Source organism: Fusobacterium sp. DD2 (genome assembly GCF_018205345.1).
In the GTDB taxonomy this organism is placed as follows: Bacteria; Fusobacteriota; Fusobacteriia; order Fusobacteriales; family Fusobacteriaceae; genus Fusobacterium_A.
The window spans coordinates 1-14450 of record NZ_JADRHM010000060.1; the positions used below are offsets into that span (position 1 = coordinate 1).

The 14450-nt window shown below is 31.5% G+C and carries 13 protein-coding genes; 2 read left to right on the top strand and 11 right to left on the bottom strand.

The window, feature by feature from the left end; all coding sequences use genetic code 11:
• Window positions 1-92: 92 nt before the first annotated feature.
• Complete coding sequence (locus IX290_RS08890; RefSeq protein ID WP_211492862.1) at window positions 93-2054, bottom strand: alpha-amylase family glycosyl hydrolase; 1962 nt, start codon at window positions 2052-2054, stop codon at window positions 93-95.
• Window positions 2055-2224: 170 nt separating this feature from the next.
• Here IX290_RS08890 and IX290_RS08895 point away from each other — a divergent pair, with 170 nt between their 5' ends.
• Window positions 2225-2554 carry an HU family DNA-binding protein gene (locus IX290_RS08895; protein ID WP_211492863.1) on the top strand — a complete coding sequence of 110 codons (330 nt, stop codon included), beginning with the start codon at window positions 2225-2227 and terminating at the stop codon, window positions 2552-2554.
• A gap of 57 nt (window positions 2555-2611) precedes the next feature.
• Here IX290_RS08895 and gltX read toward each other — a convergent pair whose 3' ends face one another.
• The 10 genes from gltX to IX290_RS08945 all read right to left on the bottom strand — a co-directional run bounded on the left by gltX (window position 2612) and on the right by IX290_RS08945 (window position 13372).
• The gene (gltX, locus tag IX290_RS08900) at window positions 2612-4126 is read right to left on the bottom strand and encodes a glutamate--tRNA ligase (RefSeq protein ID WP_211492864.1); all 1515 of its coding nucleotides are present in this window, start codon (window positions 4124-4126) and stop codon (window positions 2612-2614) included.
• 69 nt (window positions 4127-4195) lie between these two features.
• Window positions 4196-5297, bottom strand: a protein-coding gene (gene prfB / locus IX290_RS08905) for a peptide chain release factor 2 (RefSeq protein WP_249168916.1) whose coding sequence is annotated in 2 segments (ribosomal slippage) — window positions 4196-5224 and window positions 5226-5297 — 1101 coding nt in all. Because the reading frame shifts where the segments join, the coding sequence is not laid out codon by codon here.
• Window positions 5298-5314: 17 nt separating this feature from the next.
• Window positions 5315-5776 carry an NAD(P)H-dependent oxidoreductase subunit E gene (locus IX290_RS08910; protein ID WP_211492865.1) on the bottom strand — a complete coding sequence of 154 codons (462 nt, stop codon included), beginning with the start codon at window positions 5774-5776 and terminating at the stop codon, window positions 5315-5317.
• A gap of 1 nt (window position 5777) precedes the next feature.
• Window positions 5778-6149 carry a holo-ACP synthase gene (acpS, locus tag IX290_RS08915; protein WP_211492866.1) on the bottom strand — a complete coding sequence of 124 codons (372 nt, stop codon included), beginning with the start codon at window positions 6147-6149 and terminating at the stop codon, window positions 5778-5780.
• An 8-nt stretch (window positions 6150-6157) separates the two neighbouring features.
• Complete coding sequence (locus IX290_RS08920) at window positions 6158-6979, bottom strand: putative RNA methyltransferase (protein WP_211492867.1); 822 nt, start codon at window positions 6977-6979, stop codon at window positions 6158-6160.
• A complete protein-coding gene (locus IX290_RS08925; RefSeq protein WP_211492868.1) occupies window positions 6979-7746 on the bottom strand; it encodes a TatD family hydrolase in 768 nt (255 codons plus the stop codon). Before IX290_RS08925 ends, IX290_RS08920 begins: the two co-directional genes overlap by 1 nt.
• Before the next feature lie 24 nt (window positions 7747-7770).
• On the bottom strand, window positions 7771-8658 hold the full coding sequence (gene hslO, locus IX290_RS08930; RefSeq protein WP_211492869.1) for an Hsp33 family molecular chaperone HslO: 888 nt from the start codon (window positions 8656-8658) through the stop codon (window positions 7771-7773).
• 15 nt (window positions 8659-8673) lie between these two features.
• A complete protein-coding gene (locus tag IX290_RS08935) occupies window positions 8674-9171 on the bottom strand; it encodes a helix-hairpin-helix domain-containing protein (protein WP_249168917.1) in 498 nt (165 codons plus the stop codon).
• A gap of 40 nt (window positions 9172-9211) precedes the next feature.
• On the bottom strand, window positions 9212-10615 hold the full coding sequence (locus IX290_RS08940) for a coproporphyrinogen III oxidase (protein WP_211492871.1): 1404 nt from the start codon (window positions 10613-10615) through the stop codon (window positions 9212-9214).
• A 234-nt stretch (window positions 10616-10849) separates the two neighbouring features.
• Window positions 10850-13372 (bottom strand): hypothetical protein, encoded by a 2523-nt coding sequence (locus IX290_RS08945; RefSeq protein ID WP_211492872.1) that lies wholly within the window; start codon window positions 13370-13372, stop codon window positions 10850-10852.
• A 274-nt stretch (window positions 13373-13646) separates the two neighbouring features.
• Here IX290_RS08945 and IX290_RS08950 point away from each other — a divergent pair.
• Window positions 13647-14450, top strand: an 804-nt coding sequence (locus IX290_RS08950) for a Cof-type HAD-IIB family hydrolase (protein WP_211492873.1), incomplete at its 3' end; no start/stop codon positions are given.

Consider the following 14450-nt stretch of genomic DNA (forward strand, 5'->3'; position numbering starts at 1 on the left):
TTCTCAGCTACTTTCTATCTTATTATTCAAATTATAATTTCCTAATATATAAAAAAATAGAGCAGGAAAATTTTCCTGCTCTTTTATATTCTCTATCCTCTTTTTAAAATTACACAGCTTCTAGCCTTAACTCTATATCCAGTATCTGTTATCTCATCAGGTGCCTCAAGGAAATTTTCCTTATCAGGTTTAGAGGTATCAACTACCAGTCTCCAGTTTTTACCATACATCTGAGGAAGTTCAAAATACAGATCTTTATAGTATGAATTAAGTGCTATATAAAAAGTGGTATTGCTATCTTTATCTAAAAGTTCAAAAGCTATACTCAATGAGTGATATGAAAGGTCTGGTTTATTCACCTGTATTCCATGAAGAATAATATCTCCATTTCTTGTATCATCACACTCAAGATACCTTGAATTTTGAAATACAGTGTATTTCTTTCTAAGCTTAATCATATTTTGTACAAATTCAAATATATCTCTATTCTTATCTAAAAAACTCCAGTCTACCCATGTTAATGCATTATCCTGACAGTAAGCATTATTATTTCCATATTGAGTTCTTCCCATCTCATCTCCCATCAAAATCATAGGAACACCTTGAGATATGAAAAGAATAAGCATAAAGTTTTTTATCTGTCTTCTTCTTATTTCTAAAATTTGAGGATCATCAGTATCTCCCTCTTCTCCCCAGTTATATGAGTTATTATTAGATTCTCCATCTCTATTATCTTCACCATTATCAAGGTTGTGCTTAGTGTTATAACTTACAAGGTCATGCAGAGTAAATCCATCATGACAAGTTATAAAGTTAATACTTGTATATGGATTTGATAACTTACGTCCAAACATATCTGAACTTCCAAATATTCTCTTTAAAAGTTCTGAAATCTGTCCAAAATCTCCCTTTATAAATTTTCTAACTACATCTCTATATTTACCGTTCCATTCACTCCACCCCTGTGGCATATCTCCAACATAATATCCACCAAGGTCCCAGCTTTCTGATATAAGTTTGCAATGAGAAAGTATAGGATCTTCAGCTATATCATCTAAAACTGAATACTCTCCCCATTGACCATTTTCATTTCTTCCTAAAATAGGGGCCAGATCAAATCTGAATCCATCTACACCAATTTCCAGATACCAGTAACGTAGAGATTCCAGTATCATATCCTTACTTACTTTTCTATTGCAGTTAAAGGTATTTCCACATCCTGAGTAGTTGCTGTAATTACCCGTTACATTATCTAAGATATAAAAATCCTTTTTAGACATTATTTTAAAGTTGTAATCCTTACCTCCATTACCACCCTCTGCTGTGTGGTTGTATACAACGTCCAATATAACTTCCATTCCATGATTGTGAAGCTCTTTTACAAGTCTTTTAAACTCCTCTATCTCACTATATGAATCTGTAGTTTTTTCACTTGCATATTTTTTTGTAAGTGCAAAAAAGTTTATAGGATTATATCCCCACACATTCTTTAAAAGCTCACTTTTATGATTGTAGCTTCCTGTAAAATCATCCCACTCATATATAGGTAAAAACTCCACAGCTGTAATTCCAAGAGATTTTAGGTATGGTATTTTTTCCATAAAACCTGTATATGTCCCTGGATGCTCAACATCTGAGTTATAATGTTTAGTAAACATCCCAATATGTGCCTCATACACAATTAACTCTTCCCATGGAAGATTGAGATGTGATTCATATTTTGTCTCATCTCTTTTAATAACTATATTTTTCTTCTTTTCACAACTATCACTTTCAGTAAATGCTGCTGCATACGGATCTAAAATATCATATCCGTCTATTTCCCAGAGATAAATAGTTCCCTCAGAGCATTCCTCTAAAAAGATATGCCAAATATCACCTGTTTTATTAAATTCTTCATTCAGTTCTGTTCTGAATACTGGACTGCTATCCAATCCTGATTTGTAAATTTTTAAAGCTATTTTTTTACAATTTTTGCAAAACATTGCAAAATTAACTCCGTTATCTGTAACAACAGTTCCAAGTTTTGGAAATCCATATCCTGAATTTGACATAATTTCTCCTTCTAATCTTTAAAATCTATCCTAATTATATAATTTTAAGATATAAAAGTCAAAAATTACCACTTCTTTTTAAGAAAAAACATAAAAACTATTGAGTTTATTGGGAAAACATGCTATTTTAATAGTAGAAGCAACTAAATATAATGAATGGAGTGATTCAAATGACAAAAAAAGAATTTGTGGAATTATTTGGTAAAAAAGCTGAATTAAAAACAAAATTAGAAGCTGAAAGATTAACTAAAGCTTTTTTGGAAACTCTTGAAGATGTATTAGTAAAAGGGGAAAGTGTTGCATTTATAGGATTCGGAAAATTTGAAGCAGTAGAAAGAGCAGAAAGAAGCTGTATCAACCCTCAAACTGGAAAACCTATGAAAATTGCTGCTAAAACAGTTGCTAAATTTAAACCTGGAAAAACTCTTACTGAAAAAATGAACCCAGTTAAAGAAGAAAAGAAACCAGCAGCTAAGGGAAAGAAAAAAGCAAAAAAATAGTAAATTAACATGATAAAAGGACAGCCGATTGGCTGTCCTTTTTAGTTTGATTATTTATTAGATAATGTTATATTTTCTTACCATTTCTTTTATTCTTGCAAGTGTTCTTGTCTTACCAATTATGTAAAGTACATTGAATAAGTCAGCACCTCTTGCTTGTCCAGTTATAACTGCTCTAAGTGGCATAAATACTTTTCCTGGTCCTGCTTCAAGTTCATCCATAGTAGAGTGTAACATATCTTTTGCTTCATCTACTGTGAAATCTTCTTTATCCCAAGCTTCAAGTTTTTTAATGAAAAGTTTTATAGCTTCTTTTCCAATAGGATCTTCTATTGAAGCATTTAATTTTTCAACACTTTTTCTCTCTTTTTTGTTCATGTCTTCTGTTACTACTGGTAATTCATAAGTATCATTGAAGTATACAGCTGATTCTTCAGCAATCTCTTTAAGAGTTTGAGCACTTTCTCTTAATATTTCAACAATTTTAACTAAAGCTCTGTATTCGTGGTCAGATACTGTTTCTCCAACAAATCCAGCTTTTTTGAAGAATGGAATAGCAAGTTTAGTTAACTCATCTATATCTTTCATTCTCATATGTTGGTTGTTTACCCATCCAAGTTTTACAAGGTCAAATACTGGACCTCCTAAAGATACTTTGTCTATGTTAAAGTTATCAATAAATTCTTGAAGTGTAAATATCTCTTTATTTTCTCCAAATGAATATCCCATAAGTCCTAGGAAGTTGATCATTCCTTCTTTTAGATATCCTTGTTCTTTATACCAGTTTAGAGATACTGGATTTTTTCTCTTAGATATTTTTGTTCTGTCAGCATTTCTTAAAAGTGGCATGTGGATAAATTCAGGTTGATCCCATCCAAATGCTTTGTATAATTGAATATGTTTTGGAGTAGAAGCAATCCATTCTTCTGCTCTTATTACGTGAGTGATTCCCATTAAGTGGTCATCTACAACGTTTGCAAGGTGATATGTAGGGAAACCATCAGCTTTTAATAAAACCTGGTCATCTATCTTATTGTTTTCAAATACAATATCTCCTCTTAATCTATCTTTTATAACTGTTTCTCCTTCATAAGGCATCTTAAGTCTTATTACATAAGGTTCTCCAGCATCTAATTTAGCTTGTACTTCTTCTGGTGTTAATGAACGGCAGTGTCCATCATATCCAGGAGCTTTTCCCATAGCTTTTTGTCTTTCTCTTAATTTTTCAAGTCTATCTTGTGAACAGAAACAGTAGTAAGCTCCACCTTGTTCAACAAGTTTTTTTGCATACTCTCCATATAGATGGAATCTTTCAGATTGTCTATAAGGTCCATATTCTCCTCCAACATCTGGTCCTTCAGCATAGTTTAAATCAAGCCAGTGCATTGCGTCAAATATCATCTGCTCTGATCCTTCAGTATATCTGTTTTGGTCAGTATCCTCTATTCTTAGTATGAAATCTCCTTTTTGTGAATTAGCAAATGCCAAGTTGAAAAGTGCTATATAAGCAGTTCCAACATGGGGATCCCCAGTAGGTGATGGTGCTATTCTTGTTCTTACTTTTTTATCCATAATTTAACTCTCCCATCCTTTAATTATTTACTCTAAATTTTACCACAATTTTATATTTTTTTGAAGGTCTTATTTTGATTTACTCCATCTCAGGTAACCATTTATAAAGCTGTCTATATCTCCATCCATGACAGCTCTTATATTACCTGCCTCTACACCTGTTCTGTGGTCTTTTACAAGTGTATAGGGCTGGAAAACATATGATCTTATCTGGTTACCCCATCCAATTTCACTCTGTTCTCCCTGGATTTTTTTCATCTCTTCCTCTTTTTTCTTCATTTCAAGCTCTACAAGTTTTGACTTTAAAAGTTTCATAGCAGTTTCTCTGTTGCTAAGCTGTGATCTCTCTTTTTGACATGTAACAACTATCCCTGTAGGAAAGTGTGTAATTCTAACTGCAGAGTCAGTCATATTTACGTGCTGTCCACCAGCACCACTTGATCTATATGTATCTATTCTGATATCTCCTGGATCTACATTTACCTCAATACTCTCATCTACCTCTGGAACTACTTCCACTGAAGCAAATGATGTATGTCTTTTTTTATTTGCATCAAATGGTGATATTCTAACAAGTCTGTGTATCCCTTTTTCACTTTTTAAGTAACCATAAGCATTTGGTCCCTCTACTGAAAAAGTTATTGATTTGATTCCAACACTGTCACCAGGCATAAAATCCAATTCACTTGTTTTATACTTCTTATCACTGCACCATCTTGAATACATTCTATATAGCATATCGGCCCAGTCACATGCCTCTGTTCCTCCAGCTCCTGAGTGAATAGTTACTATTGCATTACTTGAATCATACTCTCCATCAAGAAGAAGACGTGTATCAAAACTATCTATCTCTTTTCCAAGAAGATGATGTTTTCCTTCAAGTTCATTTTGAAACTCAGTCTCTCCCTCTTCAACAAAATCAATTAGAGCCTCTTCATCTTCAAGATTTTTAGCAATCTGCTTATAGGCAGCAACTATCTCTTTTTCACTGTTCATCTCTTTTATTACAGCAGCACTTGTCTTCTTATCATTCCAAAAGCCTTCCTGAGTTGTCTTTTCCTCAAGCTCTTTTATCTTTTTCTCTCTTCCTGATAAGTCAAAGAGACCCCCTTATATTCTCCATTTTTTCGCTATATTCAGAAAATTCTCTTTTTATATCCAGTATATCCAATGTTTACCTCCTCAAAATTACAATCCAAGCTTTCTTTTTACATCTTTAAGAGTCATAAAGCTGTAAATCTCTCCATCTATTGATACATTTGGCCCTTTAGCACATCTACCAAAGCATCTTTTCTTAGAAAGCATTATTTTTCCATCTTTTGATAACCCTTCACTGTCGACTTCTAAAAGTTCAACAAGGGCATCATATATATCCTGACCTCCTGATGGTCCACAATTCATTCCTGTGCACACTGCTACTTCTTTTACGCTTTTATCCTTAACTTTATTTCTAAATTTAGGGTAGAAATTTATGGTGTTCTCTATTGATATCTCCATAAGTCCTGTCTTATCAGCAATAAATTTTTGAACATCCTTAGGAATGGCATCTAATTTTTCAACAACAAAGTTTAAAATTCTCACGTCATCCTTTTTGTCTCTCAAACCATCAATAAATTTTTCCAATTCATCATAAAATTCCTTTTTCTCCATCTTAATTCTCTCCTCTCATTAATATAGCTACTGCAGTAGCATACTCTTTACAATGCGAAATAGAAATTTCAACAGATTTACCTGACATTTTCTCTATCAGGTTCCCCTTAAAATTAACATATGGTTTACCAAGTGTGTCAGAAACTATCTCTATATCCGTTAGAGAAAATCCTCTGACTCCTGTACCAAAAGCCTTTGAAATAGCTTCTTTAGCTGAGAATTTACCGGCGTAAGTAAAATATTTTCCAACACCTTTTTTCTCAGCCTCTGCTATCTCTTCAGCAGTATACACTCTCTTTTTAAAATTTTCATTTTCCAATGCTTTTTTTATTCTAGATATCTCTACAATATCAGTTCCCAATCCTAATATCATTATCCCCTCTACATTTTCATAAATATATCTATATTCACGTCAATAGTTATATCCAGACTATCCAATGCAAACAACCTGTCAATTCCCTCTTTTGGACTTCTCCATCTATAAGGAGTCATATCAAAAAGGTTTCTAAGGTCCTCATTGGTATTTATATGGACTTTATCACTACAGTTAACTGTCTTACAATGCTTAAACATCTCCAGGTCCTTAACAGGTGAATAGAAATCTGTTCTCACCTTATCATATACAACCTCTTTAAGCTCTATAAGGTGATTTTCTCCTGTTGATACTACAATAAGGTATCCACCTTTTTTCAATGTTCTCAATTTTTCCTCAGGTATTATCTTTGCAAACATACAGATTATATAATCAAGTGAATCATCTGAAATCGGCAGATTTGTAGCACTTGCCACAATCCATTCTATACTTTTATCACTTTTAGCAGCTGCAAGAACAGCCTCTTTAGAAATATCTATTCCAACTATATGAGATTTTATACCTGACTCTTCTAAAGAGTTTTTTAATCTTTTAGTGTAGTATCCTTCACCACAACCAATATCTAAGATTTCCAACTCTTTTTTGTAAGCTGTCTCTTTAACTATCTTATTTACACCATCTGATATAGCTTTATAATAACCTTTTTCTAAAAATCCTCTTCTGCTCATTACCATATCTTTATCGTCACCAGGCATCTTGCTGTGTTTCTGATTAGACAGTAAAAGATTGGTATACCCCTGTTTTGCCATATCAAAACAGTGATTGTTCTTACATCTGTAAGTTTTTCCCTCTTTAACCAGTTCCTCTTTACATACAGGACAAATTATCATTATGCATCCTCACTCATTCTATATACTTTTCTTGTATTTTCATTTGTAGCACGAGCTACCTCTTCATATGTCACACCTTTAAGTTCAGCTATTTTTTCTGCTACATATTTTACATATGTAGGTTCATTTCTTTTTCCTCTAAATGGAGCAGGTGTCATATATGGGCAGTCTGTCTCAAGTATAAGTCTATCTAAAGGTATCTCTTTTACAACATCTACAAGTTTTTTAGCATTTTTAAATGTTAAGACTCCACCTATTCCAAGATAAAATCTGTCAATCAGTGTTTTAGCTGTTTCAAAAGAACCTGGATAACAGTGGAATATTCCCTTTACATCAGGAAACTCTTTTAATACATTTAAAGTATCTTCCATAGCCTCTCTTGAGTGTATTACTATAGGTTTATTCACCTTTCTTGCAAGTTCCAACTGTCTTCTAAATATCTCCTGCTGTTTCTCTTTAGGATGAGTCATCCAGTGATAATCAAGTCCAATCTCTCCTATTGCAAGAACTTTTGGATTTTTTGCAAGCTCTATAAGTTCAGCCTCAGTTTCATCAGAGTATCCACCTATCTCATCAGGGTGAAATCCAATAGCAGCATATACAAAAGGGTATTTATTTGCATACTCTACACTTTTTTTACTGCTTTCTAAGTCATAACCTATATTTACTATAAAGTCCATCTCATTTCCTATTTTTTCAAATAGTTCTTCTCTATCAATATCAAATTCCTCATTGTCCATATGGGCATGTGAATCTATAAGTTTCATAACAATACTCACTTTCCTTTTCTTCTATTTAAGGATATCTTCAAAATCCTTCTTAGTAAATTGATACTTTTTACCACAGAAATGGCATTGTGCTTCTATGTCATCTTTCTCTTTAAATATATCTGCCAACTGCTCTTTTCCAAGAGTAATAAGTCCTCTGTGGAATTTATCAGCACTGCAGTTACAGCTATATTCTACATCTTTTTCCTCTAATATCTCATACTCTTCAACAAGTTTATCATTGTTTTCACTGTGCATATCCTCATATAGAAGTTTTGCTATTCTTTTAATATCCATTCCTCCAGCCATAAGCTCAGTCATAGGTCTTATAGCCTGAATTTTTTCTTCCAATGCATCTATAAATGAATCTTCAGCATCAGGTAGTAACTGTACCATATATCCACCTGCATATGATATTGTTTTTTCATCTTTTAATTTTACACCAAGTGCAATAACTGTTGGAGTCTGCTCTGAGTTATAGTAGTAATAAGCTATATCCTGAGCTATCTCTCCTGATTTTATTTCAGATAATCCAACATATGGTTCTTTAAGTCCCATATCTTTTATAATTTTTAATATTCCTTTTCCAACAAGTCCAGCCACATCTGACTTACCATTATCTTTTAAAGGAACATCAGCAGTTGGATTTGAAAGATATCCTTTTACTCCTCCATTAGAATCTGCTGTTACTACCATATTATTAAGCTGTCCATCAGTATCAGTTCTAAGTGTTAATATATCAGTTCCCTTTAAAGTAGAACCCATTATTATTCCAGCTGTTAATAATCTTCCAAATGCATCTATTGCAGTAGGACTGCATTTATGTATATCCAATGCTTTCTGTACGACATCTGTTGAATCTACAACAAAAAATCTCGCATTTTTACTTACACCTCTAATTAATTTTCCCATATTATCACTCTCTTTCTAAAATTTATCATATTTAATTATTGTTTTATACTTTTCATATGTACTCTCAGGAAGAAGTTTCATAAGTTCCATATTATTCTCAATTCTTCCATGTTGATTTATATATTTTCTTATCTTTCTAATCTGTTTTTTATCCAATCCAAATAGTTTCATATCGTCATCAGTAGCTTCGTTGATATAAAGAGGCTTTCTTTCAGCTGGAGTTTTAACTACCAGTTTCTCTTTAAGTTTAGCATATGTTGCCTGACCAATACCTTTTATTCTCTTAAGCTCCTGAATATTTCTAAATCCACCAGTTTTTTCTCTGTAGTTAAGTATCATTTTTGCCTGTCTCATTGTAATACCAGCATTGGAAAGTTCTTCTAAAGTAGCAGTATTAATATCAGTATATCTAGTTTCTTCCTCCAGTACATTGGTACTTATTATAAGGTCGTAGTGCTCACTGTTTTTTTCAAGCTCTCCTGCAAAAACTCCTATACTTATAAAAATAGTCATAAGCAAAATCCACATCTTTTTCAATGAAATCACATCCCCATTATTTTTTTAGTTTCATAAACAGTTCTTCTTTTGCTTTCATTCTCTCTTCCATCTCTCTTATATAAAGAGCTGGGTCCTTAGGATTTACGTATCTTTCAATATAATCTCTATACTCATTTAATGGTTTTACTATCTTAGTAATAGCTCCTCCACCAAGTCCCATAGTTGGCTGATTTTCCTCTATCATCTCAATATTGAAGATAGATTCACACCCTTTTTTAGCAAATCCAGTATTTTCTCCCCACTCCATAATATTTTTCTGTCTATACATGTAGTATGGGTAAAGTCCTTTTTCCTCAGTTACTCTTTTAATCTCTGCATTTATCTTTTCTCCATCAAGTTCCACTCTGTCCTGACTCTCTTTAAAAAGATTAGAAGCTCTCTTAAATGCAAGAGTATGAATAGTAAGGTTATCCAGGTCAAATTTTTCAACCTCTTTTATAGTGTCAACTATATCCTCTGTTGTCTCTCCAGGAAGTCCAACTATAAAGTCCATATTTACTATAAATCCCATATCCTTTGCTATTTTAAAATATCTGTCAAAGTTTTCTCTGTCAAATTTTCTATTTACTTTAGCAAGAGTTGCCACTTTAAATGTCTGTGGATTAAGGCTTATTCTATCCACTCCATATTTTTTAGCTATTTCCAGCTTTTTCTCAGTTAGTGAATCCTCTCTTCCTGCCTCAAATGTAAACTCTTTTACATCACTTCTATCAATATATCTATCCACAGCAGATAAAACATCTTCTAAATCTTTCTCTGTAAGTGTGCTCGGTGTTCCTCCACCCATATATATTGATGATACTTTAAATCCCTCTCTTTTTAAGAACTCTCCTGCAAGCTCAATCTCTTTTAAAAGTGTCTCAACAAAGCCATCATAATATCTTCCTACTCCTCCATTTATCTCATATGAAGCAAAAGAGCAGTACTTGCATTTAGTTGGACAAAAAGGAATTCCAATATATAGATTTATATGCTCTCTATCTAAAAATTCAAGTTCTTTTTTTACAACTTCAATCAATAGTTCTATTTTTTCATCTTTTACAAGCATGAAATCTTTAAGTATTACTCTTATCTCATCATAAGAGTACCCAAGATTTAAAAATCTTCTCACTACCTTGGTAGGACGCACTCCCATAAGTCCACCCCATGAGTAATCCTTATTAAAAAACTTAAGAAGAAGTATCTTTGTCATTGTAACTTCCTGATCTTCTATCTTACCAAGCTGATCCTTATAACTAAAAGATTTCTCTACACCATCTATCTCCATGGAAACAATGATATTTCCATCTTCTCTTTTACGTTTTATATCTACTTTGCATTCTAAAGCCTCTGGTACCATTACCCTTGCAAACTCTTCAAGGCTTCTATTATTCAATTCAAAGTCTGAATTAATTATCACTTGTTGCCTCCAATTACTCTATTAAAAATATTCTGAATTTTATTATACTATAAAATACTTTATTTTTGTGTAATTTTATAATTTTATCCATATATTTTTTTTATTATTTGTCACTAAAGATAAAATCTCTATTTTATATTATAACATTTTATCCTTGTAGTTAAAAGATTTTATTTCCCACTTCAGTATAGATATTTCTCAAATAAAAGAAGCTGAAATCAATTTCAGCTTCAATTAGTTGATATATTCCATTTTATCTATATTGCATGATAAAAAATTCAGATACTGCTTACTAGCTGCCATATGCTTATGATGATGTTTTTCATTAAAAAGTTTAAATTTTTCATCATTAAATAATAGAGCTAATGTTTCCCTGCATTCTTCCATTCTATTATGTCCATAGACTTTTCCAGTACCAATCTCAAACTCTTTAACATATCTTTCCACTTCATCTACTGCACTGATATAGTTTTGAGCTATTTTGGCACTTATATTTTCCTCATTTATCATCCAGTTATAAAATATAAATCTTTTATTCTTTTCAAGCTGTTTCTGTCTCTTCAACTGCAATTTCTCTGTGATTTTTTTAAACTCGTGCCCTGAAAATCTCCTGTAATAAATAGGAAACTCTTCAAATCTAAAAGATGAAATAGTGATAATCTGTCTTATTCTCTTTAAAATCTCATACGGTTCATAATCTGTTTCTAAATAAATATCATCATCTATTTTTCTAGGGATAGACATGACGCTTTTATTTCTTGATATATCTATTGGTGCATTACTAGCCCCTTTTAATATAGGTTTTTCAATATAATCTTCCAAATCTTTTTTATCAGCTCTCCATATTATTTTAAAGATTTCACAATAAACCTTTCCCCAGTCAAAGCTCTTTACACTTCTTACTTTTTTATATGAAAATCCAACTGAAATAGTATAAGCTAGTCTGCTTAGATTTGAATAATTGATTTCAAGAATCTCTCCAAGATTAACTTTCTCTTTAGGTTTATTTTCAATTTTTTCTATACTACCTTGCACTGTTATTTTACATTTACTGTAATCTATTGAATACATTTTTAAAATTATCTTTATTTTTTTTACAATCTCTTCTGGAGAAAGATTATCTGTAACAGATACCTGTGACAGAGGAATTTCCTCTATATTGTCACTCTTTCCAGGTCTAATATACATACCATATTTATTCCAAAGTATATCTAAAAGATTTAGATATAACTCTCCCCAGCTCTTATACTCTTTTCCTATTCTATCCCCTATTTCTAAAGATATAGGAAGACTTTTACTTAAATCATATTCCTTTTTCAAATCCAGAATACAAATATTTACTTCTTCAGCTTTCTCATCACAGCTTTGCTCTTCTATCTCCTCTGTTTCTACCTCTATTATCTCTTTATAGGAAATTAAGAAATTTTCATATTTAATCAGAGAGATATCCAGTAATTTTTTTATTCTCATTACAATTTCATCATTTGAATAATCAGTTTCAATAAATAGATTTTCAGTAGTGTTACTGCTAATTACCTGAGGTACACGAAGCTTATCTAATGATTTTCCATCTGCAATATCAATATTTTTGCCATCTTCAAAAAGAGGTTTTCCTATCCATTCAGCTAAAAGAAAACCACAATTTTTATATACTTCACTTGCGATATTTACATATGCATCTTTCCAACTTCTTGAAAATCCAAGTTTCTTATGTCTGTACTTTACCTCATAGGGAACTATACTTTCAAAATTAATATCCTTCAATTTATTAAGATTGAGCTCTTTAACCTCATCTCCTAATACTATTGATTTAATTTTCTGTATCTGTTCAGCCTTTTCTTCTATTGTCTCTGATTTTTCTATTTTATTCTCCTGCTTTTTATCTTCGGCTATTTTTTCCTTTGTCAGGTTTAGCTCTTCTATCTCTTTATTTACAGGTTTGTTATTTTTTATTTTATCCTCTAACTTAATCTCTTTTTCTTCTACCTCTTTTACATTGTTATCCTCTTGAATTTCTACAGGTTCATCTTCTGTTTCTTCATTTTCCAGTTCAATTTTTACATTTGTATTTTCACTTTTAGCAATTATTTCAAGCATTTCATATTTAACCCCACAACAGTCAAGAACCCATTTAATATTTTTTAACATCTCTTTTCCATTTTTAGGTACATCTATGCAGAAATAATCTCCAATCATCTCAGGACTTCTCATCTGTCTTTTATATGTTGCATAATTAAAAGATATCCTGTTTTTCTCTATATCCTCTGTATCAAAGAGCATCTCATCAAAAACTATTGGATACTCTTCCCATAAAAATCTGATAACTTTTATATAGAGTTCTTCCCAACTGGCAACCTTTGTATATTTTTTCCTTAAACATCTGAATTTAACTGGGTCAACTTTATTAAAATTCATATTTTTCAATACTTTTAAATCTGTATTTGAGTTCAATGAATCCAGTTTTTTCTCTTTAACAACTTTTTCTTTCTCCATCTCCTCTAAAAAAATTCTAAACTTTAAAAAAATAGAGTTAACAAATTTTTTCTCACTTAAACTAAATTTTTCAGAAGAAGCACTAAGTACAATATCACTGACACTATCTATATTCTTTTCATCAATTACTTTAGTCTCTGGAATTTTTTCTTCACCATACTGCTTAATTTTTTGCAATATAAAATAAAACTCTCCAAGCTGTGGTCTGCTGTCTTTTTCAGCAAGCCATTTAAAAAAATCCTTTTCATATTTTAAGCTAACCACATAAATTCCCCCACCATTTTTACTATTTTCAACCCCTTTAAAAATAGTAATATTTTTTATTCCTTTCACATATAATTATATATGAAATATATTCTTTTTTCAACTTTATACTGTCTTAAAATAAATTTAAAAGTTCTAAAATAAAACTTAAATATTATAAATAAAATATTATCTTCTAAGTGAAAAAAACGACAATTTTATCACTCTTTACTTTTCTCACCAAAATGGTTATAATTTACTTCTGTTAATTGTTAAATAAGGGGTGAAAACTGTCATGGGTTATAAAATGATATTTACTGATTTAGATGATACTCTTTTAAATGATGAAAAAAAGGTATCACAAAAGGATAAAGATGCAATAATCAAAGCTCAACAGGCTGGTGTAAAATTTATACTTGCTTCTGGAAGACCAACTTTTGCAATGAGAGACTTAGCTAATGAATTGGAGCTTGAAAAATATGGAGGGTATCTTCTTTCATTTAACGGCTCTATAATTACAGATTGTAAAACTGGAAAAAATATATATGAAGCTGCTCTTTCTAAAGAAGACCTTCATCTTATGTATGACTTTAGTAAAAAACACAACACTCATATTCTTACATATCATAAGGATGATATAATTTCTGAAACTGAAAGCCAGTATATAGATGTGGAAGTGGAACTTACTAAAATGAATCATAAACTTGTTAAAAGTTTTAAGGACGAAGTCACATATCCAGCTGTAAAATGTATGCTTTTAGAGGAGCCATCTTATCTTAAAGAGGTTGAAAAAAAATTAAAAGAAGAACATGGTGACAACTATACTATTGCTATTTCTAAACCTTTCTTTCTTGAAGTTGTCAGACTTGGAATTGATAAAGGGATTGCACTTGAAAAGCTTGCAGAGTTTTTAGGAGTTGATATTTGTGATACTATAGCTGTGGGAGATTCATATAATGACCTTCCAATGCTAAAAAGTGCAGGACTGAGTGTAGCGGTAGAAAATGCCAATGACGATATTAAAAAAGTTTGTAAATTCATCACTAAATCAAATAATGATGGTGGAATGGCATATCTTATAGATAAAATGATATTTAAT

Bases quoted from the DNA above. Each gene is read 5' to 3' on its own strand.
- IX290_RS08890 (WP_211492862.1), bottom strand. From the start codon at position 2,054: ATGTCAAATTCAGGATATGGATTTCCAAAACTTGGAACTGTTGTTACA.
- IX290_RS08895 (WP_211492863.1), top strand. From the start codon at position 2,225: ATGACAAAAAAAGAATTTGTGGAATTATTTGGTAAAAAAGCTGAATTA.
- gltX (WP_211492864.1), bottom strand. From the start codon at position 4,126: ATGGATAAAAAAGTAAGAACAAGAATAGCACCATCACCTACTGGGGAT.
- IX290_RS08910 (WP_211492865.1), bottom strand. From the start codon at position 5,776: ATGGAGAAAAAGGAATTTTATGATGAATTGGAAAAATTTATTGATGGT.
- acpS (WP_211492866.1), bottom strand. From the start codon at position 6,149: ATGATATTAGGATTGGGAACTGATATTGTAGAGATATCTAGAATAAAA.
- IX290_RS08920 (WP_211492867.1), bottom strand. From the start codon at position 6,979: ATGATAATTTGTCCTGTATGTAAAGAGGAACTGGTTAAAGAGGGAAAA.
- IX290_RS08925 (WP_211492868.1), bottom strand. From the start codon at position 7,746: ATGAAACTTATAGATTCACATGCCCATATGGACAATGAGGAATTTGAT.
- hslO (WP_211492869.1), bottom strand. From the start codon at position 8,658: ATGGGAAAATTAATTAGAGGTGTAAGTAAAAATGCGAGATTTTTTGTT.
- IX290_RS08935 (WP_249168917.1), bottom strand. From the start codon at position 9,171: ATGACTATTTTTATAAGTATAGGAGTTTTTGCAGGAGAGCTTGAAAAA.